We start from the raw sequence: 20,383 nt of genomic DNA on the forward strand, positions 1-20,383 counted from the left end.
CAGGCCAGTCGTGAACTCGCGCCCTCGGGCTGCCCAGAAGGCGACGTCGATCGTCGCGTGCGCTATCCGCGGTGGTCCAGGTCCAGCAGTTGGCTCAGCCTGGCGACCTCATTGCTGGTCATGGTGATCTTGCGCCCGTCCTTCGTTTCGATCAGCGTCCCGACTTTCACGCTGGTCGCTCGTCCATAGCGGTCCTCCTTCGCCATGAGGCCGTCGTCGAACAGGTAGAGCGCCCCACCATCGGCAAGAGCGATCACCTGCTTGGCCGCCTCCCGGGCAGCATGGCCGGCGTGAGCGGGCGAAGTTGCGACTGCTGAAATGACTGCGATTGCAGCGACTTGGGCGACGCTCAGCTTCATGGCTACCTCCGTATGGTGGTGCATGGTGGGGCCCATGCACGTCGGAGAATCTAGCCCTCGCGTACTGACAGTTCGCAGACGCTGGCATGACGGCCCAGTCATCTTCTCCAGGAAGAACTCACCGCGGCCGCGCAATGCGCGGCATCCGTCTCACGACGTCACACTGCCTGGCTTCACGGTATCGCCGCCGTTCAGGCCACGACCCCGTTCTTGCTAAGCCGAATGACGGCTGATCGCGATTGACCCCCCAATCGCGTTGCGTTTCGGGCTGGTGCACTGGGAGCAGGGGCCTGAACCATCGGGCCTCATGGACACCCAGCGATTGTCGATCCGAGGCCGCATCCTGGAGCCCGACGACCCAGCGATTCAGGATGCGCTGTCTGCTGTCTACGAAACACTGGAGCGCCCGCGCTGCCTGTGCGTGCCCGGCGGCGTCGAGATGTACGTGGCCTTTCACCGCCGCTACCAGGCCAAGCGCATGCCCGACACCGGCAGCCAGCACCATCCTTCCTGCGCGTCGTTCGAGCCGTCACCGCAGCAATCGGGTCTGGGCGAACTGGTGGGGGACGCGGTGCTGGAGTCCGAGGGCGCGGTGGAACTGCGGGTCGACTTCGCGTGGAGCCGTCAGGCTGGTGGCCGCGCGCCGGGCGGGCGCGCGGACGATGACCCGGGCGAGATCGAGGCGCCGCGGCGCCGCATGAGCCTGCGCGCGCTGACGCATTTCCTGTTCGAGCGCGCGGGCTTCAACCGCTGGTCGCCGGCGATGGCCGGCAAACGATCGCAGGGCGTACTGCACAAGTACCTGCAGCGCGCCGCCGAGCAGGTGAGGGCGAAGGGCATCGTCCTCGGCGAGCGCCTGTACGTGCCCGAGCAGTTCAACGAAGCGACGCATGCGGAAGCGGCGCAGCGCCGCCGAGAACGCCTGGGGGTGTTGCGGCCGCACGATGGCGTGGCGCCGCTGGCGGTGGCGGTGGCGGAGTTCAAGGCGGCCGAGGCCTGCCCGGGCGGCTACCGGATCTGGTTGAAACACATGCCCGACGCGCCGCTGCTGGCGTCGGCGAAGACCTGGGAACGGATCGCGAAGACCTATGCGGCGGTACTTGAAGCTCGTGACGCCGATCATGGCCAGCGTGTGCGCGCGGTGATCACGGCCCTGATACGCGCGCGGCGCGAACACACCTACGAGATCGACACCGCGACCCTGCTGCTGGCCAGCGATCAGTGGATCCCGGTCGAAGGCGTGCATGAACTGCCGCTGCTGCAGGCGCTCATCGATGCGGGGCGGTACTTCGTGAAGCCGCTGCGTTACGACGCGCGCTGCGCAGCCGCGTTCGCCAACGCGCTGCTGCTGGACACGGGCGCCGTGCCGCTGCCGCTGCATGTCCTCAGCCCCTTCATGACCCGACGCGAGCGTGAGGCCAAGGCCGCCACGCTGCGCGCAGCGGGCGGCGGCTGGGTGTGGTCCACCGACGAGCCGATGCCGGCGCTGCCGCCGGCCGCACCGCGGCGAACTTGAACGCGGTGCACCTGAACCGGCACACTTAAAGCGTGAGCGTCCGGTCAATCCACCTTCAAAAGTCGCACCCCGCGACATAGCAGAGGAACTGTGTGCCTGCAGGTCCACAGAGGCTCCCATAGCAGCCACCTGCACGATGGAGTGAGAAAACCCTCGCGCTGGCTGAAGCCCTACGACGCAATGCAGGAAAATCGCCCGCATGAAAGCCGCCCCCGAGACCAGCGAAGTACTGACCGCACCATACGAACTCTCGAATGCCAGCTGGCGCGGCGATCTCGGCGGCGCGCTGGGCGACCTGGGCACCCTGCTGCCCTTCCTGGTCGGCTTCATCGTGGTGACGGGCGTGCACCCGACATCCATCCTGCTGGCGTTTGGGCTGAGCATGATCGTCGTTGGCTGGCGCTTCGGCATTCCATTCCCGGTGCAACCCATGAAGGCTGTGGGCGCAGCGGCGCTGGCCAGCGCTGTGGTGTCAGGGCAGAACATGCCCGCGGTACTTGCGCTTGCCGCGCTGATTACCGGGGTGTTCTGGTTGATCGCCGCCTGGAGTGGCCTAGCGCACTGGCTGTCCCGCTACGTCTCGCGCGACGTGACCCACGGCGTGGTGCTCGGCCTGGGTATCGCTCTCATCATCGCTGGACTGCGCCGCATCGAGGGCGACGCGGTGTTGGGTGCGGCGTCGGTGGTGCTTGCGCTGATTTTGCTCGGCCGTGGCGGCTGGCTCACCATGCCGGCGCTCATGGCTGTCGGGTGGTCGGTCGGCGCATGGCGCCAGCCCGATCTTGTACAGACGCTGGCCGACACACCCTGGGCGCTGCACCTGCCCGAGCCACAGTGGCCAGCGTTCAACCAATCCGGTGTCTGGTTCGCTGCCATCAGCTTGGCCGCGGCACAAATACCGCTGACCTTCGGCAATGCGATTCTCGGCATCGTGGCCGAAACGCGCCGCCTGTTCCCCGCCGTCGCGGTTGACGAAAGCCGAGCCGCTCGCGGCACCGGCCTGATGAACCTGCTGGCCGGCGGGTTGGGCGCGCCACCCATGTGCTTCGGCGCGGGCGGCATGGCCGCGCAAGTAGCCTGCGGCGCAAGAACCGGTCGCGCGCCCATCTTCCTCGGCAGCGTGTTGCTGCTTGCGGGCTTGTACGCCAGCGGCCAACTCACCGCGCTGCTGAGCCTGCTGCCCGCCGGTACCCTGGGCGCCATGCTCTTCGTCGCTGGCTTCTCACTCACCATTGGCACGGCCGGGAGCGCCCGCGACAAGGAAGCGCGCGCCGTGCTGCTCACCACCGCCGCCGTCTCGGTTTGGAACGCCGGGGTTGGGGTGATCGTGGGAGTCGTATTGGAGGCAGGCTTGAGGTCGAAGGTGATGCGGATCTGAGGCTGTGTCAGGGCTTCTTCATCTCGCCATGTCCTGAATGGCCTGCTGTCCAGCATGACCCGCCATCCCATCGTTGCTGGGATGTGTGGGCGTCCACCAAGTTCAGGTGGCCACTATCGTCAGGACGTCGTCAGGGCAAGTTGGGATAGCCAGACGCTCGCCTTGAAGTGGCACGTTTCCGCGAGAGCATTAATTGCCGGGATGTCCCGGTGCACGCCTCGCCAAGGAGCGCCGCCATGACCGCCGCATCCGCACTGCCCACCGTCACCTTGCACGGCGGCCCTTCGACCCCGGCCACCTTGCTCGGACAGGGCACCGCCCGCATCCCCACCGCCGGGAAGATCCGCGCCGGCATCAAGGTGCTGACCAAGCGCGCCGCGGCCGAGCCGCGCGCCTGCGAAATCTACGAGCGCGGACTGCGCGACGGCCACTCGTTCGACCGCATCGAGCAGGCGCTCGCCGAGGCCTTGCCGCAGCTGAAGAATCCGCTGGTCCCGCGCAACGTGCCGTGGTTCACCGTGCGCGCGCAGGACTTCGGCAACCCGGCGCTGGCACGTGAGCTGATCGAGGCCTACGGCGAGGATCGCGGCGAGGGGCTGCACCTGTACCGCTTCCCGGTGGTGTTCCCGTCCGACCAGTGGCAGACCGTGATGCCGCACGAACTGGCGGCCTGGGGAACGCACGACAAGCGCTACTGGTCGGAGTACGCGCCCAATGGCCGCGTGCGGCACTGCATGTGCCTCGCGCCGGTGCCGGTGGACGCGCAGGGGCGGCGCGCGGTGCGCCTGTTCGGCGGGCGCAAGACGGTGATGCGCGAGGCCAACGGCGGCGTGTGCGAGCCCGAGGCTTGCCGCGAATACCAGCAGCGCGAATGCAACCTGACGGGCCGCTTCCTGTTCTTCGTGCCGGGCATCCGCTCGCTGAGCGCGTTCGAACTGCACACCACCAGCTTCTACGCGATGAACGCGGCGATCCAGAAGTTCGAGACCGTGGCCTTCCTGCGCGGCGGGCGCATTTCGGGCTTTCTCGACCGCCAGCGCACGCCGTTCTACCTGTCCAAGCGGCTGATGGAGGTCAGCCACATCGACGAGCAGGGCCGGGCGGTGCGGGTGCCGCAGTGGATCATCGACCTCGAGGCACCGGTGGACGTGAGCGCGCTGTTGCGCGACCGCGAGGACGACGAGGCCGTCGTCGTGCAGGCGCATGCGTCTTGCGGCGTGCTCGAAGGCGAACCCGCCGGCGCTACCGCGGCAACCGCCGAGGTCGCGGACGCCGATGGGGTTCCGTCTCGCGGCGAGCCGACGCTGGACAAGGTGCTGGCGCTTGCCGGCGATCATGGTGTCTCTGCCGCCGACTTCGAGGCCTATGCGGCGCGGCGCTGGGGGCCGGGCTGGAAACTCAACCCGCAGGGCCGGCGCCGGGCCTGGGACGAACTGGACCGCCACCGCAACGATGCGCCGGGCTATGTCGACAAGGTCGCCGCCGCGCTGCGGGAGGCGTCATGACTACGCGCTCGGCCCTCCGCGTGGCGCACTTCTCCGACCTGCACTACGGGCCGCGCAATCTGGTCGAAGCGGATCGGTGCTTTGGCGCTGCAATCGAGCGTGCCGTGGACGTCGGCGTCGACGTGGCCGTGATCTCCGGCGACAGCACCGACCATGCGCTCGATCTGCACTCGCCGTCGGCGGTGGCGCTCGTGTCGCGGGTTCGGGGGCTGGCGGACCACTGCCCCGTCCTGATGCTCCAAGGCACCTGGTCGCACGAACCGCCGGGAACCCTGTCCGTGTTCAGGGAACTGGGCGGACGCCATGCCGTGCACGTGGCTGATCGGATCGGGCAGGTGGGCCTGACCGCCGGGGGCGATTGGGTCGTGTCGCCAGGATGGAGTTTCGACGCGCTGCCGGACGGCCTGGTCGGGCTCTTTTCCTGCTTGCCATCGGTGAACCGCGCCGTGGTCGCCGCGGCCCTCGGGGCCGCCCACGCTGCCGGCGCGACCGGGGAACACGTCGCGGCGCTGCTGCGTGGGCTCGCATCGAACCACACGATGGCGCGCCAGCTTGGCTTGCCGACCTTGCTCGTGTCTCACGGCACAGTGTTCGGCTGCATCACCGAGCACGGTGTTCCGATGGCCGGCTTCGATCACGAGTTCACCACCGGCAGCCTGTTCGAAGCGGGCGCGCAGGCGGTGCTGCTGGGTCACATCCACCGCCACCAATGCTGGGAACGCGACGATGGCGGCGGACGGCGCTGCATCGCCTACGCCGGGTCGATCGGCAGGTTCCACCACGGCGAGGCAGGCGACAAGGGCTTCCTGCTCTGGCAGGTCGGGCCGGACTCCGCCACATGCCGCCTGGAAGCGACGCCAGCGCGCCGCACGGTCGACATCTGCTTCGACGGCAAGCCGGACCTCGCCACACTGCGTGCCGCGTTGGTGGCGCAGCCGGTCGCGGGGGCCTGGGTGCGCCTGCGCTGGAGCGTTCCCGAAGAGGAGCGCAACGACGTCGACCGCGCCGCGATGCGCGAACTGCTGGCCGTCGCCGCAGGCGTGCAGTTCGAAGGGCGCATCTTGCCGGTGGTGCGCGTGCGCTCCGGCGGCATCGGCCAGGCCGGCGCGATGCGGGACAAGGTGGCGGCCTGGGCCGGCGCGGTCGGCGCGCGACCCGAGCCGCTGTGGTCGTGTCTCGACGAGCTCGCGGTGCACGAGACGCAACACATCGTGGACGCTGCACTGGCCGAGCCGGGCGCGGCAACCGCCGCAGGTGCACAGCATCCCGGCGCCGAAGCGGAAGGCGACTTGAAGGTGTTGGAACTCGCGGGAGACTGCCTCGAGGTTTCATCGGGAGCACACGCATGAGAGTCCATTCGCTGACGCTCAAGGGCTTTCGCGGCATACGCGACGGCATGGGGCGGGACGTGCTGGAGCTGGACTTCGAACGCCTGGCCCCCGGCGCTGCGCTGGTGGCCATCGCGGGCGCCAATGGGCGCGGCAAGACCACCGTGATGGACAACCTGCACCCCTTATGTTGAATTCGCTGCGTCAACAATCGTCCAACACGCGGCGTTTCACTTGTTTCACTGCCTCTGCAGGGTGGTTATCAACGGGCACGACAACTTGCCCCGCATCGAGCAGCAGTCGCGGACGAGGACGGCCAGCGCCGACTCGATCCGGCGCAGGTCTTTCAGCTTCTTGCGCACATCGCCGAGCTTTGCTTCGGCGAGCTGTCTCGCCTCGTCACAGTGCGTGCCGTCGTCCAGTTTCAGCAAGCCCGCAACCTCGTCGAGGCTGAAGCCAAGGCGCTGTGCGGCCTTCACGAACCGCACCCGCGCCACGTCCTTCGCCTCATAGCGCCGAATGCGGCCGTAGGGCTTGTCCGGCTCGGGTAGCAGCGCGCGGCGCTGGTAGAAGCGCACGGTCTCCACGTTGACCCCGGCCGCCTTGGCGACGGCCCCGATCGTCAGTCCCTGCTGATCGCTGTCCATCCCGCTTGACTCCGTACATGAGTACGGAAATAAGCTTACGCCATCGTGTCCCCGACACACCGAGGAAAGTGCATGACGGAATCGCAGACCGGGCGTGGTGCGCTCTTCGCCGGCGGACTGGCCGCGTTCCTCGCGTCAACCTGCTGCCTGGGCCCGCTCGTGCTGGTGGCCCTGGGCTTCAGCGGCGCGTGGATCGGCAACCTAACGGCGCTGGAGCCCTATCGCCCGTTCTTCATCGGCGCTGCGCTTGTCGCCATGTATTTCGCGTGGCGTCGCATCTATCGACCGGTGCAGCAGTGCAAGCCGGGCGAGGTGTGCGCGATCCCCCAGGTGCGGTCCACCTACAAGGCCGTCTTCTGGTTCGTGGCCGTGCTGGTGCTGATCGCGCTGGCCTTCCCCTATGTCCTTCCGCTGTTCTACTGACCAGGAGTGCTCCATGAAGAAGCTGATCTTGATCGCGGCCCTCGCCATGTCCGGCGCGGCCGGTGTCCAGGCAGCGCCGCAGACCGTGACGCTGGACGTGCCGGGCATGACCTGCGCGGCGTGTCCGATCACGGTGAAGAAGGCGATCTCGAAGGTCGACGGCGTGAGCAAGGTCGACGTGAGCTACGAGAAGCGCCAGGCCATCGTGACCTTCGACGATGCCAAGGCCAACGTGCAGAAGCTGACCGCGGCGACCGAGAACGCGGGCTATCCGTCCACCGTCAAGCGCTGAAGCCGCAGCGATCGAGGAGGACAATATGAGCGTCATGACGCGGGTCGCGGACAAGGCCGGAGCGCTGGGCAGCATCGTCTCGGCGATGGGTTGCGGGGCTTGCTTCCCGGCCCTGGCCAGCCTTGGCGCAGCACTCGGGCTCGGCTTCTTGAGCCAGTTCGAGGCCGTGTTCGTCACCGTGCTGCTGCCGCTGTTCGCGGCGCTGGCGCTGCTGGCCAACGCGCTGGGCTGGTTCAACCACCGCCAGTGGCACCGCAGCGTGCTGGGCATGGTCGGCCCCGCCATCGTGCTGGTCGCCAGCTTCACCGTGGCCGAGAAGCTTCTCTACGTGGGCCTCGCGACGATGGTCGCGGTGTCGGTGTGGGACTTCGTCTCGCCGGCGAACCGGCGCTGCGGTCCGGATGGCTGCGCAGTCCCGCCCAAGCACGCCTGAAGCCTTCACGCTGCGACTCCACCAGAAAGGCATTCCGATGACCGAACTCGCGATCAGCGGCATGACCTGCGAGTCGTGCGCCGCGCACGTTCGCCAGGCCCTGGAGAAGGTGCCTGGTGTGCGTTCGGCGCAAGTGTCCTACCCCAACGGAACGGCGCGCCTCACCCTTGCGACTGACACACCCGTGGCGGAGCTCGTGTCGGCCGTGGCCGCCGCCGGATATCGCGCTCGCGTGCCCGAGGCTGCCTCCGGTCCGTCGCGCGACGGATTCCTCGATAGGGCACGCAGTTGGCTTGGCAGTGGCCAGAAGGAGCGCAGCGGCGGCGATGCGTCGCACGTTGCCGTCATCGGCAGCGGCGGCGCCGCAATGGCCGCGGCGCTCAAGGCGGTCGAACGCGGTGCGCGGGTCACGCTCATCGAACGCGGCACGATCGGCGGCACCTGCGTCAACGTCGGCTGCGTGCCGTCCAAGATCTTGATCCGCGCCGCGCACGTCGCGCACCTGCGGCGACGCAGCCCGTTCGACGCTGGCGTCTCCGCTGCCGAGCCGATCATCCTGCGCGACCGGCTGCTCGCGCAGCAGCAGGCGCGGGTGGACGAACTGCGCCACGGTAAGTACGAGAGCATCCTGCAGGGCACACCGGCCATCACGGTCGTGCACGGCACGGCGCGCTTCACGGATGCCCACTCGTTGACGGTGACCCTACGCGACGGCGGCGAGCGGGTCGTGCCGTTCGACCGCTGTCTGGTGGCTACCGGTGCCAGCGCGGCGGTGCCGGCGATCCCTGGCCTCGCAGACACGCCGTTCTGGACCTCGACCGAGGCGCTGGCCAGCAGCGAGACGTCGCCGCGGCTGGTTGTGATCGGTTCGTCCGTCGTCGCAGTGGAACTCGCTCAGGCCTTCGCGCGCCTGGGCAGCCAGGTCACGATCCTCGCGCGCAACAAGCTGTTCTTCCGCGAGGACCCAGCCATCGGCGAGGTACTCACCGCCGCGTTCCGCGAGGAAGGCATCGAGGTGCTCGAGCAGACGCAAGCCAGCCGCGTCGCTCATGCTGGCGGCGAATTCGTGGTGATGACGAACCACGGGGTACTGCGCGCCGACCGGCTGCTGGTGGCCACGGGACGCACGCCGAACACGGGCGCGCTCAACCTCGAAGGCGCCGGCGTGAAGGTGGACGGTCGGGGCGCCATCGTGGTCGACGGCCACATGCGCACCAGCGCACCGAACATCTATGCCGCAGGCGACTGCACCGATCAGCCCCAGTTCGTGTACGTCGCGGCCGCCGCAGGCACGCGGGCGGCGATCAACATGGCTGGCGGCAATGCAGCACTGGACCTGCGCGCGATGCCGGCTGTCGTGTTCACCGATCCGCAGATCGCGACGGTTGGTCTCAGCGAGGCCGAAGCGCACCAGGGGCGGATCGAGACCGACAGCCGCACGTTGACGCTCGACAACGTGCCGCGCGCGCTGGTCAACTTCGACACGCGCGGCTTCATCAAGCTCGTGGCCGAAGCGGGCACCGGCCGGCTGCTGGGCGTGCAGGCGGTCGCCGCCGAAGCCGGCGAGGTCATCCAGACCGCCGCCATTGCCATCCGTGCCGGCATGAGCGTGCACGACCTCGCCAACCAGTTGTTCCCGTACCTGACGATGGTCGAAGCCCTGAAGCTCGCGGCGCAGACCTTCACCAAGGACGTGAAGCAACTGTCGTGCTGCGCCGGCTGAGCTCAGCGGGACTTGAACAAGGAACGTCGCGGAGCATCGCCACCTGCGGCAAAGCTCGTGAACGGTCGTCCCTGACAACCGTTGAAGGCGCCGTCGGCCATGAGAGCCTGATCGGAGATCAACTCCGAGGCATCCCATGCAGCCGCTCCGACTCACCCTCAAAGGCTTCCGCGGCATCCGCGACGGCCTGGGCCGCGACGAAATCACCCTCGACCTCGAGCGCCTGGCGGACGGCGCCAACCTGATCGCCATCGTCGGCGCCAACGGCAGCGGCAAGTCGACGATCATGGACTGCCTCACGCCCTTCATGGGACTGCCAAGCCGGGTCGCGTTGGCCGGTGCGGGCGGCTTCTCCTACTACGACCACGTCTACCTGCCCGAGAGCGTGAAGGACCTGACCTGGGCGCACGAGGGCCGATGCTATCGGTCGCAGATCGTCATCCGCCTCAACGGCCGCCGCCGCACCGAGGCGTTCCTGCACACGCTCGACGATGCCGGATGCTGGCGGCCGGTGCAACTCGATGACGGTATGCAGTCCGACGGCCGGGTGGAGACGTACACGCGCTGCGTCGAGAGCCTCTGCGGCAGTGCCGAGACGTTCTTCACCTCGGTGTTCGCCGCACAAGGCAAACGGCAGCTCAGCACCTATCGCAACGCTGAAATCAAGACGCTGCTGGCCGACCTGCTCGGGCAGGAGGAGATCCAGGAACTGGGCCAGAAGGCCGCAGAAATCGTCCGCCTGCTGAAAGCGGGACTGGCAACCCAGCGTCAGGAACTGGCCGGGCTCGACGCGGAGGATCAGCGCCTCGACGCGGTGCGCCGAAAACTCGACGGCGCCGACGATCGTGTGTCGGCGGCCGAGCGCGCGAAGACGGCGGCACAGGCCGCCCTGGAGGCCGCCCAGGCGCGGCACGCCCGCGTGGTGGTCGAACGCGAGCAGTCGCAGGCTACCGATGCCCGGCGGGCACAGCTCGTGGCCGAACGGCAAGCCGCGCTGGCAAGCGCGACTCAGGCGCTGCGCGCGCTCGATGCTCAGGAACAGGCCGAGCAGCAGCGGCTGGAACGCCTCGATCAGCGGGTCGCCAGCCGATTGCAGCAGGAACGACAGCGGCGGCGGGCCTTGGGCCAGTCCCGGCAGCGATGCCTGGTGGTGCTTGCCGAGGCCGGCGCGGTGCGGCACGCCGAAAGGCGCCTGCCGCTGGCGCAACGCGTGCAGACGCAGCGCAGTGCACGCACGCAGGCGTGCCGCGAGCAGGTTCATCAGCTGACGCAGTGCCAGGGGGCGGTACGTCTTGCAGAGCAGCGCGTCGCCGGCATCGAACGGGACGCGGGTCGGGCCGTGCTGAAGGCCGAGGAACTGGCGCGCCGGTTCGGATTGACCGGCGAGGTGCCTTGCGCCGGCACGGACCTGCAGGGGCGTTGCAAGCTGCTGGGTGATGCGCGCGAGGCGCAGGCGCTGATCCCGAACGCCCAGGCGCAGGTCGCTCGGCTGGCCGGCGAGAAGTCCGAGGCGAAACGGGAGCTCACCGACGCACGCCAGCGCTACGAGGCACTGGCCGGCGCGCCGCAGGCCCTGGCGCAGGCCGAGTTCCACGAGACCGTCGCACGCGAGCGGGTGAACCGCTTGTCCGTGATGTGCTCGAAGGCCCAGGCGTGCGCGCAGGCGCAGGCGACCTTGGTCGAGGTCGAGCGGGAGCTGCAGGCGCTGGGGCCCGAGGTGGGTGACGGTGCCGCCGCCGAGACCGCCGACGAGCGCGCGGAGCGCCAACAGATCGCCGCAGCGCGAGCGGCGATCGGGCAACAACGGGATCTTCAGACCACGCACTCCGGCGCGGCGCTGGCGCGCCTGGATCAAGCGCTCGGGTCGCTGCCTCCCGCCTTCGACGAGCAGCAGGTCGCGCAGGCTGCGCGGGCACTGGGCGCCGCGCGGGAAGCGCTCGCCGCAGCCGAGCAGTCGATGCTCACGGCGGTGCGCGAGGCGCAGACGCTCGACGAGGTCGCCAAGCAAGAGGGCGTGCTGGATGAACGTCGCGAACGCCTGCGCGCGCATTGCGCCCGCGTCGAGGATGAACTGGGCAACTGGAGCCTCTTCGCGCGCTGCATGAGCAACGACGGGCTGATCGCGCTGGCGATCGACGACGCGGGGCCTGCGCTGTCGGCACTGGGGAACGACCTGCTGCTGGCCTGCTACGGACCGCGCTTCACGGTGTCCATCCACACCTTGCTGGAAACGTCCAAGGGCGAGCAGAAGGAGGGCTTCGACATCGTCGTGCACGACGGCGACACCGGCGACAGCAAGAGCGTCAGCATGATGAGCGGCGGCGAGCGGACCTTGGTGGAGCTGTGCCTGACCCGGGCGATCGCGTTGTACCTTGCCCGCAACACCGGGCGCCGCTACACGACGCTGTTCACCGACGAAGCAGACGGCGCACTGGATCCGCAGCGCAAACGCATGTTCATGGCGATGAAGCGGGAAGTGCTGCGCCTGGGCGGCTACGAGCGCGAGTTCTTCATCTCGCAGACCCCCGAGCTGACGGCGATGGCGGACGCCGTGATCGACATCGACGCGCTGAGGGCGGACGGGTGCGATGCGGATCGGTGCGTGTCGCTGGCGTAGCCGATGGCGTCGCAGCGGCATCGATCACTGCGGCCCGGGCCCTGGCGTGCGCAGACGCGCTGCGCCGGCGTGCCCACCGACGCTCCACAGGTAGGCATGATCGAGAATCGGTTCGCATCCCGGATCGCTTCGGGCGAGTCGTTCCAGGGCACACAGCAGTTGGTCGGCTACGCCACGGTGCCCATCGATCACGGCCAGCTTGAAGAGCCGCAACAGTCCTCGCGCGAGCACGAGGTTCGATCCGAGGTCGCAGTTCATCGCAGACCTCCATACGGGACACCACTGCCCCATTGCTTGCAGCGTAGACCTTGTCCCCGTGTCAAGGTCAACTCCGGTTCCCGGGTGAGCGCTGCAATGGGATCACCTGGGGCCTGTGGATCCGGCGCAGGTCGGCCAACTCCCGATCGCGCCGCTCGAGCTGCAGCCGCGTCTCTTGCCAAGCCGCGAAGTAGTGGTCGACCAGCGCGGCCAGCTTGGCGAGGTGTTCGCGCAGTTCGCGATTCTCCCGGCGCAACTGGGCGGCGACGCGCTTCGCAGCCTCGGGCCGATCGCGGTGGCGGCTCTGGGCGTCGTGCAGCGCCAGCAGCACGTCGCGGTGGTACCGGTAAAGCGCGTTGCGCGAGATGCCGGCCGACTCACAAAGCGCCTTGGCGGTCAGCTCGCGCGGCGACAGGCCGGCGCCGTGCTGGCGAACCATCTCCGCCAGGGCGTCATGCAGGCGCTGGGCAGCAGGCGGTTCTGCGGAGCTGACGGGCGTCTTCCTAGGCATGATCAGTCTCCTCGGCTGTGTCCGAGCCGAGCGCGCGCAGCAGGCCACGGGCCTCGTTCATGCGCGCGCGGACGATGCGCAACGTCTGCAGCGGCAGGGCGGGTTCGTTGAGAAGCCTCTCGCTGCGTCGCACCTGTTCGAGCCAGTACGGCCGGTGCTGCGCCGAGACGACGAAGTTCTGGCAGCGCGCGCAGGTCGAGGGCTCGCGCCGGGCTGGATTGGGCCCGGTCGCGTTGCCGAGGCAGGCGCTGTGTTCCTCGCGGTAGACGCAGTAGCCCCAGTCGCACACGCCGAGCACCAAGCCGGCGTCGACGAGCAAGCGGGCGTAGCTCCTGAGGTCCTGCTTCATGCGGCTGCCCCGAAAGCGCGGGCGCTTGGCGACGATCTCGGCGCCCGCGCGCCCGCCGAGCCCGGGCGCCGCCAGCATGTGCTCCCACGCGGCGACGGACTGGTTGAGGATCTCGGCGTCGATCTCCTGGTTGAGCCGATAGTCGCTGCCGACGTAACCGTGGTCGGTCTGCGCGCGCTCGCGGTGGCCAAGATGCTGAGCCAGCGCGAAGAGGCAGCTGCGGTCGCGCAGCGCGGCAAACCTGGCGAAGGTCTTGCGCCCCTGATGCGTCGTCAGCCTCCAGGGCTTGTCGAGGTGCGACAGGCCGAGCGCGGCGCCGAAGCGCCGCAGCAGATGGCTGACGCGCGGGGCCGACGCGATCTCCAGCAGTTCGGGCTGCACCTCGTGCCACTCCCACGCGCCGTTGCCACGGCGCCGGCGCAGCCACAGTTCCGGGCGAGCCGTGAGGGCGCGATGCGGCTCGGACAGCGCCTCGAGCACCGAGATCGCCTGGACGGCCACGGGCGGTGCGACCCATTCATGGGGACAGCCATCGTAGCCGGGCTGGCGCTTGAAGATGCTGCCGACGATCACGCTCACGGGTGCGCCGGCCGCATCGCCGACCAGCCGCCGCACGCAGCCGGCATGAAGGTGGAGGATCTCGCTGACACGCGGACCGACCATGTAGGAGAGGACCACGAAGCACGCCGCGTAGAGCATGTCGATGCGCCGCACGAGTTCGGACACCGACGTCACCGGCCGCTCGACGCCCGACGTACCCTCGCGTGCCCGACGCAGCGCCCTCGTTGCCCGGCCGACAGGTGCTGAGCTGTGGGGCGGCGCGGCTGCGCTCGCCATCACGCGCCGATAGGTCTCTCGGGCTTGCAGGACATGCGCCGCGTCGTGCGTCACGATCTTGACGGCGGCCTGCAGCAACACCACCGAGACAGTGTCCGGCGTGTACGGCCACGGCCGGCGCAGTCCTTCCCGGGCGCCAGCGGCTTCGTGATGGTTGCTCCCCGGGAACGGGTCGAACGAAAGACCGTCGCCGAGTTCGGCGCGACAGCGGTAGAGGTAGTTGAACAAGGCGAGGTGCCGCTGCACCGTTGAGGCGGCGCGTGTCGAGTGCCTGGACGTCGGAGACACCGACAGCCGGTGCTGGAACTGCAGCAGCGCCGGCCGATCGAGGTCGGCAAAGCGCCTGAGGCCTTCCAGGTCCATCCAGCGCACCAGCAGGCGCAGCGTGTGGAAGAAGTTCAGGACGGAACTCGGCCGCAGCGGCAGTCCCGTGTACAGCGAGCGGCCGCGTATGAGGGCGATCAGCCGCTTGCTGGTTTGCAGCAGCGGGGCATGGCGCGCGTCGGTGAAACTGCAGCCATCCTCGACCGAAAAGTCCCAGTGCAGGCGCACGGGCAGCCTCTCTTCGAGCGCATTGGTGGGCGCAAGGATCCAGGTCGAATCCTCCCAGCGCGAGTTCTTCAGGAACCATGGGCGATCGTCAGAGGTGCCGAGCGTAGTGCCGGCCGAAGTTCTCAGCGCGCTGGATCGCCGTGGTTGCATGGCGCGACCTCACCGCAGGTCAGGCAGCGGGGGAAGCTGCGCCTGCAGCCTCTGGCCGGCGTCGAGCTCGCGGGAGCCGAAGCGCGGGAGGATGTCTTCCTCCAGGATCCTCAGCTGCGGGGCATAGAGTACTTCCCAACGAGCCGGGTACAGGGTCGCCGCAGCGGCGCGCAGGTGATCGCGCGCCTGAAGCAAGCGCGCCAGCGACATCGGGTCGGGCGTGATGACGGCGTTCGGGCAGGTGAAGCAGCCCATGAAGTTCACGCAGAGGTCGCCCTGCCGAGTACCGGGTGCGATGCCCGCGAATGGATCCTTGCAGTCGAAGCCGAACAGCGTGACACCGCGGCCGCGTGGGGGAGGCGATGGTTCAGGCGCAGCGTCGCACCGCGTCTGGCTCGGACCCGACCGCCCTTCGATGTGCTCGATGAATGCACCCTGAAGATCCGCGATGCGCGAGCGGTTCTGTGCTTCGACCAGGGGCGTTTGCACGTAACGAACCGTCGTGGCGACGCTGGCGTGGTTCGCAACGGCCTTGGTGCGCAGCAGGTCACCGCTGGCGCGGTAGAAGCAGCTCAGCACGCTCGGCCGGATGTTCGCCGGAGCGAAGTGCGGCAAGCCATGGCGATCGCAGAACGCGCCGAGCTGATGGTGGACCGTGATGATCGACATCGCGTTGACCGTGAATTGCCCCTTGAACACGAAGAGCCGGTTGCGCTGCGGGGGAGGGGTCAGCGGGATCAGCCGTTCGTTCCAGGCCAGGATGTCCCGTACCAGGGCCGGCGGCCCGAATGCGTCGGCGCGGTCAAAGGTCCGGCGCTGGATGCGCGACGCGCGAGCCTTGAACCACACCAGCAACTCGCGGTCATCGAGCAAGGGCAGGGGCTGCAGGCAGTCGCGAGTGAGGTCGGCGATGGCTTCGGGGTTGCCGGCCGTGTGGATCAGGATCGCCAGGTAGTACGGCAGCAGCGAAACCGCGCGCGGGTACAGGAGGGGAGCCAGTTGCTTGGCGCCGCCGTAGCGGCGAACGGCCTTCTGCAGCCAGAAATTGCCGCTGGCCTGGGTCGTGCGCCAGTCCGGAATGATTCCTCCGTGGCGTTGATCGATCTGTTCGAGGATCCAGCCGAGAGTGCCGGGCTTGTCTGCGTCGGCGGCGCGTTGACGGGCAGCCGATTCGCGGGCCGTGCGCATCTGGGCGATCTCATCCTCACAGGCCTGGAGGATGGCGCGCAGCTGCCGACCGGAAAGCGTCGAGCGCGATGCCCGCGCGGCGGCCTTGTTGGGGAACGGCGAGAAGGGGTAATCGATGCTGGTGATCAAGTCGGGCCGACACCGCTCAAGCCATCGCAGCAGCTGGCGCAATGCCCCATAGACGGCGGCCTGCGTGGTGAGGGCCCAGATCCTGCCGTCGGCACAGCGTTGCGCGTTGAGCCACTCGATGTAGCGAACCAGCATCGCGCGGTCCAGGTCGGCGACCGATCTGAGGGACTGCGATTCGGCGGCGAACCGGGCGAAGGGCAGTATCGACTTCCAGTACGAGGCGATGCTGCGATCCGAATGGCCCCCGATATGGCCCCAGAAGGCCTGGGCGAGCGCCAGGCGCACGTCGGCTGGCAGCGGCAACGACGAGAAGTCGATGAGCGTGTGGCGAACCAGGCGAGCCGCGTCGTGGCGCGCCGGCTGTGGCGCGTGCCCCGTTCCGGCCTGCGGTCTGGTGGCCAGGGTCCGCGGAATCGGCGGGCGCCGTGAACTCACGGCTCTGCGCTGCCCGCGAGCAGCGTGTCCAGCACGTCCTTGAGGACGCAGGCGTCGACGGCGACGGCACGCAGGTACCGGTCGGTGGTCTCGATGTGCTCGTGCCCGAGCAGGATCTTCACCACGAGCAGTGGATTGACCTTGGCGCCCTCGCTGGCCAAGTACTCGAGCCGGGCCAGCAGCATGCATGCGAAGGTCGCGCGAAGCAGATGCGTCGTCACCTTGAAGCCGCAGGCCAGGCCGGCCCGGCTGACGGCGCGCTGGTAGGCGTTCTTGCTCACCGGTGCGCCGCGGGCGTTGACGAACAACGCCGGGTGGTGGGCGGCGCGTCCCCTGCGTCGCGCGCGCTTGAGCCACGCGAAGCGAAGCCCCGAGATGTAGCCATCGGTCTCGTCGAGCAGGCTGGCCGGTGCAATCACGTAGCCCGGCTTGCGGCCCTTGCGCGTGATCTCGATGGTGTGATGCGCCGTGAGCGGGGTGGGGCGGCCGTTGATGTCGTCGACGCCGAGCCGCAGGAGTTCGCTGATCCGCAGCCCGGTGTACAGCTGCCAGCGGGCCATCAGATCGTACGGCGGGGCGAGATAGGCGAGCAGTTCGCGAGCCTGCCCGGAGACCAGCGGGCGGGGCAGCGGTTCGTATTGCCGCAGTACGAAGATGCTGCGCTCGGTGTCCGCAGCGTAGCGCGTCCGGATCGGCGAGTACCGCCTCGACACAGCGAAGTCGCGGGTCTTGTCCGCGAGCGCCGATTCGCTCAGCCAATGCGCGCGGACCGCCCAAGCATAGAACCGCAGCACGCCGCGAACCCGGTGGTTGATGGTCGTCGTCCGGTACGCACGTCCGGTGTGCGGACTGGGCTGCGACATCATGCGGTTGCGATAGGCAACCAGGTCGACAGCATCCGCCTTGTGCCAAGGGATGTCGTTCTGCTCGAGCGTGTCGAACCAGTCGTAGAGGATCTCGGTATAGGTTCTGAGCGTGTCGGCGGTGTGCGCGCGCTGGATCGCGTGCTCATGCAGGAAGGCGACCGCGGGCTCGATCAACTGCCACTGCTTCGTGAAAAGAAGCGGGAAACCGGCAGGACGCGGCTCGCGAAGCGAAGTCGCCAAAGCCTGTGCTGCAAGCTGCGCCAAGGGTTCCGGCAGGTCTGCCGGACTCGGCAGCGAAGCCTTGCGGACTATCTGGACCACGGCGCTCTTACCTCGCGGTAAAGCGCTTCACAGCGTCGACGAACGACACGCCGAGCAAGTGCATCGCCAGGTCGATGGCTCCGCCGCCACCGGCGTGCGCGCGTGTGTCGTACCACTTGACGCCCGTGGTCAGGATCTCGAACTCGCCGCGTGCCGTGCTGGCGTGCCAGCGGCGGCTGTGCTCATCCTTGAGGGGCTGATAGGTCGAATCGGGCTTGACGTGGGTGGCTAGCAGCGCGAGCGCGTCGCTGGCCGGCATCTGACGAAGCCGTGTCAACGTCGAGGCACTGAACGACCTGCGAGATCGGCGCGCAACCATCATGTCGAACCCCCGCTGAAGCTGCTGAAAACGCGGGACGCACCGGGCTACTCGCCTCTGAAAGAGGCTTGGGCTCCTCGGGCATGAACAACTGTAGGTCGTGGCGTCGAGCGAGCCAACTCTGTTGACACTCGCGAATGCAACCTAACACCCCTACCTGCTGATGCCGTCGCGCGCGTCGACAGGCGCACCCGGCGGCTTCTCGTACTACGACCACGTCGTGCTGACGGAAAGCGAGAAGACGCTGGTGTGGGAGATGGACGGGCGGCGCTACCGCTCGCAGCTTGTGATTCGGTCCGGCGGTCGGCGCCGGACCGAGGCGTATCTGCTCGCCTGGGACGGCGGGGCGTGGCGGCCCGCCGAGATCGCCGACGGCACCGTGTCGGACGGCCGCTGCGACAGCTACTCGCGCTGCGTGGAGTCGATCTGCGGCAGCGCCGAAACCTTCTTCACTTCGGCGTTCGCCGCGCAGGGACGGCGCCACCTGAGCCAGTACCGCAACGCCGAGTTCAAAGGGCTGCTCGCCGACCTGCTTGGCCTGGACGAGATCGGGCGACTCGGCAGCCGTGCGCAGGAGGTCGTTCGCGGACTGAAGGCGGGCTTGAGCGCGCTGCGGATGCGGCAGTCCGAACTGGCCGTCGACGAGGCGAGGTTGAAGGCCGACCTCACTCGGCTGCACGGCGCGGAACAGGCCGTGATCGTGGCGGTGAAGGCCCGCGACGCGGCACGGAGCGAATGCGATGTGGCCCGGGTGGCCCACGCTCGCCTGCTGGCCGAGCAGTCGCAGTCGACCGCCATCGGTGAGCAGCGTACGCGGCTCGAAGACCGCCTGCGCCTGGCCGCGGCGACCCTGCAGCGTTCCGAAGCCGAGTGGCAACGACTGCAGGACGACCTGCGCGAGCGCACCGAACGGCTGAATCGGCGGGTCGCTGAGCGCATCGCAAGCGCCAAGACGCGGCGCGAGGCGGCGGGGGTCCGGCTGCGTCGCTGCGCCGCGCTTGTGGCCGATGCTGCGCGTGTCGCCCGCGCGGAGCGTCGACTGCCACTCGCTCGGCGGGTCCTCGCCGCATGGCAAGCGCGCTTGGCGCAGGCGCGAGTCGGAGTCGAGCAGGCGACACGGGCGCGCGATGCGTGCAGCCATGCAAGGCAGCGACTCGGCGCGATCGAGCAGGCGGCGGGAAAGGCTGCATTGCGAGCGCAGGAACTCGCGCGTCGGTTCGGCCTTGTCGAGTCGGTGCCCTGCAGTGGTCTGCCGTTGCAAGGCCGCTGCCAGCTGCTGGGTGACGCCCGCGAGGCCGCCGCCTTGATGCCATCGGCGCGCGGCGAGATCGAACGTCTTGCGCAAGAACGCGCGCAGGTGCTGCGCGATATCGAGCCGATCGAGCGGCAGGCGGCGCAGTGGCAGGGCGCCGCGGATGCGCTCCGAGACGCCGAGCGGCGTGTCGCCGCCGCAGCGAGCAGGGCGACCGCCCTGAGCGCGCTGGCCGGGCGCAAAGCCGATCTGGGGCGCGCCCAGGAGGACCACGCGGCACTTCTGGGGGAAGTGAAGGCCTTGCAGTTGGTCGAGTCGGCCCGCGAATCGGACGATGAGCGGACCGAGCGGCAGGCCATCGCTGGCGGACTGCAAGCATCCGCGCAGCAGAGGCAAAGTCGGCGCGAGGCACATCGCGCCGAAACCGTCGCCATCGAACAGATGATGGCGTCGCTGCCGCCACGCTTCGACGTGCAACGGCTGATGGAAGCGGCGGCGCAAGTCACATCGGCCCAGCGCAGCCTCGACGCAGCGGAGCGCGCCCACTCCGCGGCGCTCGCGGATGTACACAAACGCCAGGCCACCGACGCCGAGCGTTCGCGCCACGAGGCTCGGCGTTCTGCGCTCGGCGCGCACATCGACCGCGTGCAGAACCGCCTGGCCGACTGGTTGCTGTTCGCGCGCTGCATGAGCCACGACGGGCTCATCGCACTGGCCATCGAGGATGCAGGCCCCGCGCTGTCGGGACTGGCCAACGACCTGCTGCTGGCCTGCTACGGCGCGCGTTTCACGGTGGCCATTCGCACCCAGGTCGAAACAGCGAAGGGCGAGGCACGCGAGGGGTTCGACATCGAAGTGCACGACGGCGAGTCAGGCAACACCAAGAGCGTCGCGCTGATGAGCGGCGGCGAACGGGTGTGGATCTCATGCCGTGATCGGCATGAGATCCACTATGCCGAGAACCTGGACATGCCGAGTTCGCAGTCTGGCCAGCG

The 20,383-nt window shown here is 68.7% G+C and carries 18 protein-coding genes and 1 pseudogene; 11 read left to right on the plus strand and 8 right to left on the minus strand.

Translation table 11 applies throughout. The features are described 5' to 3' along the window. Positions 1 to 62 precede the first annotated feature (62 nt). On the minus strand, positions 63 to 359 hold the full coding sequence (locus D9C15_RS12675) for a CopK family periplasmic copper-binding protein (protein ID WP_127997784.1): 297 nt from the start codon (positions 357 to 359) through the stop codon (positions 63 to 65). A 307-nt stretch (positions 360 to 666) separates the two neighbouring features. Here D9C15_RS12675 and D9C15_RS12680 point away from each other — a divergent pair, with 307 nt between their 5' ends. From D9C15_RS12680 to D9C15_RS33395, 5 genes and pseudogenes are all read left to right on the plus strand, one after another. After that, the gene (locus D9C15_RS12680) at positions 667 to 1,875 is read left to right on the plus strand and encodes a DUF1173 family protein (protein ID WP_127997785.1); all 1,209 of its coding nucleotides are present in this window, start codon (positions 667 to 669) and stop codon (positions 1,873 to 1,875) included. Between the two features lie 199 nt (positions 1,876 to 2,074). Beyond that, on the plus strand, positions 2,075 to 3,253 hold the full coding sequence (locus tag D9C15_RS12685) for a putative sulfate/molybdate transporter (protein WP_127997786.1): 1,179 nt from the start codon (positions 2,075 to 2,077) through the stop codon (positions 3,251 to 3,253). A 236-nt stretch (positions 3,254 to 3,489) separates the two neighbouring features. Beyond that, positions 3,490 to 4,758, plus strand: a complete 1,269-nt coding sequence (locus D9C15_RS12690; protein ID WP_127997787.1) for a recombination directionality factor — start codon at positions 3,490 to 3,492, stop codon at positions 4,756 to 4,758. Further along, positions 4,755 to 6,107, plus strand: coding sequence for a metallophosphoesterase family protein (locus D9C15_RS12695; protein WP_205854784.1), 1,353 nt, complete (start codon positions 4,755 to 4,757; stop codon positions 6,105 to 6,107). The genes D9C15_RS12690 and D9C15_RS12695 overlap by 4 nt, the downstream gene beginning before the upstream one ends. Beyond that, positions 6,104 to 6,271 (plus strand): annotated as a pseudogene (locus D9C15_RS33395) (AAA family ATPase); the annotation flags it as partial. The gene D9C15_RS12695 and the pseudogene D9C15_RS33395, both read left to right, overlap by 4 nt. Positions 6,272 to 6,325: 54 nt before the next feature. Here the strand turns inward: D9C15_RS33395 and merR are convergent. Continuing rightward, positions 6,326 to 6,733, minus strand: coding sequence for a mercury resistance transcriptional regulator MerR (gene merR, locus D9C15_RS12700; protein WP_112190007.1), 408 nt, complete (start codon positions 6,731 to 6,733; stop codon positions 6,326 to 6,328). Positions 6,734 to 6,805: 72 nt separating this feature from the next. Here merR and merT point away from each other — a divergent pair, with 72 nt between their 5' ends. The 5 genes from merT (at position 6,806) to D9C15_RS12725 (ending at position 12,221) form a co-directional block, all read left to right on the plus strand. Beyond that, positions 6,806 to 7,156, plus strand: a complete 351-nt coding sequence (gene merT / locus D9C15_RS12705; RefSeq protein ID WP_112190006.1) for a mercuric ion transporter MerT — start codon at positions 6,806 to 6,808, stop codon at positions 7,154 to 7,156. A gap of 13 nt (positions 7,157 to 7,169) precedes the next feature. Continuing rightward, positions 7,170 to 7,448, plus strand: a complete 279-nt coding sequence (gene merP, locus D9C15_RS12710; RefSeq protein ID WP_112190005.1) for a mercury resistance system periplasmic binding protein MerP — start codon at positions 7,170 to 7,172, stop codon at positions 7,446 to 7,448. A gap of 25 nt (positions 7,449 to 7,473) precedes the next feature. After that, positions 7,474 to 7,881: an organomercurial transporter MerC gene (gene merC, locus D9C15_RS12715; protein WP_112190004.1), complete on the plus strand. Its 408-nt coding sequence runs from the start codon at positions 7,474 to 7,476 to the stop codon at positions 7,879 to 7,881. Between the two features lie 37 nt (positions 7,882 to 7,918). After that, positions 7,919 to 9,604, plus strand: coding sequence for a mercury(II) reductase (merA, locus tag D9C15_RS12720; protein ID WP_112190003.1), 1,686 nt, complete (start codon positions 7,919 to 7,921; stop codon positions 9,602 to 9,604). A 136-nt stretch (positions 9,605 to 9,740) separates the two neighbouring features. Then, complete coding sequence (locus D9C15_RS12725) at positions 9,741 to 12,221, plus strand: AAA family ATPase (protein ID WP_112190002.1); 2,481 nt, start codon at positions 9,741 to 9,743, stop codon at positions 12,219 to 12,221. Between the two features lie 24 nt (positions 12,222 to 12,245). On the opposite strand, the gene D9C15_RS12730 is transcribed toward D9C15_RS12725, so the two are convergent. From D9C15_RS12730 to D9C15_RS12755, 6 genes are all read right to left on the minus strand, one after another. Beyond that, positions 12,246 to 12,479, minus strand: coding sequence for a hypothetical protein (locus D9C15_RS12730; RefSeq protein ID WP_127997788.1), 234 nt, complete (start codon positions 12,477 to 12,479; stop codon positions 12,246 to 12,248). A gap of 67 nt (positions 12,480 to 12,546) precedes the next feature. Further along, positions 12,547 to 12,990 carry a hypothetical protein gene (locus D9C15_RS12735; RefSeq protein WP_112190001.1) on the minus strand — a complete coding sequence of 148 codons (444 nt, stop codon included), beginning with the start codon at positions 12,988 to 12,990 and terminating at the stop codon, positions 12,547 to 12,549. Then, positions 12,983 to 14,878 carry a site-specific integrase gene (locus D9C15_RS12740; RefSeq protein WP_127997789.1) on the minus strand — a complete coding sequence of 632 codons (1,896 nt, stop codon included), beginning with the start codon at positions 14,876 to 14,878 and terminating at the stop codon, positions 12,983 to 12,985. Before D9C15_RS12740 ends, D9C15_RS12735 begins: the two co-directional genes overlap by 8 nt. A gap of 9 nt (positions 14,879 to 14,887) precedes the next feature. Continuing rightward, complete coding sequence (locus D9C15_RS12745; RefSeq protein ID WP_127997790.1) at positions 14,888 to 16,630, minus strand: site-specific integrase; 1,743 nt, start codon at positions 16,628 to 16,630, stop codon at positions 14,888 to 14,890. Further along, on the minus strand, positions 16,627 to 17,817 hold the full coding sequence (locus tag D9C15_RS12750) for a tyrosine-type recombinase/integrase (protein WP_127997791.1): 1,191 nt from the start codon (positions 17,815 to 17,817) through the stop codon (positions 16,627 to 16,629). Before D9C15_RS12750 ends, D9C15_RS12745 begins: the two co-directional genes overlap by 4 nt. A 7-nt stretch (positions 17,818 to 17,824) precedes the next feature. Further along, positions 17,825 to 18,076 (minus strand): hypothetical protein, encoded by a 252-nt coding sequence (locus tag D9C15_RS12755; protein WP_199232326.1) that lies wholly within the window; start codon positions 18,074 to 18,076, stop codon positions 17,825 to 17,827. A 223-nt stretch (positions 18,077 to 18,299) separates the two neighbouring features. Between D9C15_RS12755 and D9C15_RS12760 the strand changes: the two genes are divergently transcribed. Then, positions 18,300 to 20,383 (plus strand): coiled-coil domain-containing protein (locus D9C15_RS12760; RefSeq protein ID WP_127997792.1); only part of this gene is annotated, 2,084 nt, incomplete at its 3' end.

It is taken from the genome of Piscinibacter defluvii, from assembly GCF_004011805.1.
Classification (GTDB): Bacteria; Pseudomonadota; Gammaproteobacteria; order Burkholderiales; family Burkholderiaceae_C; genus Piscinibacter; species Piscinibacter defluvii.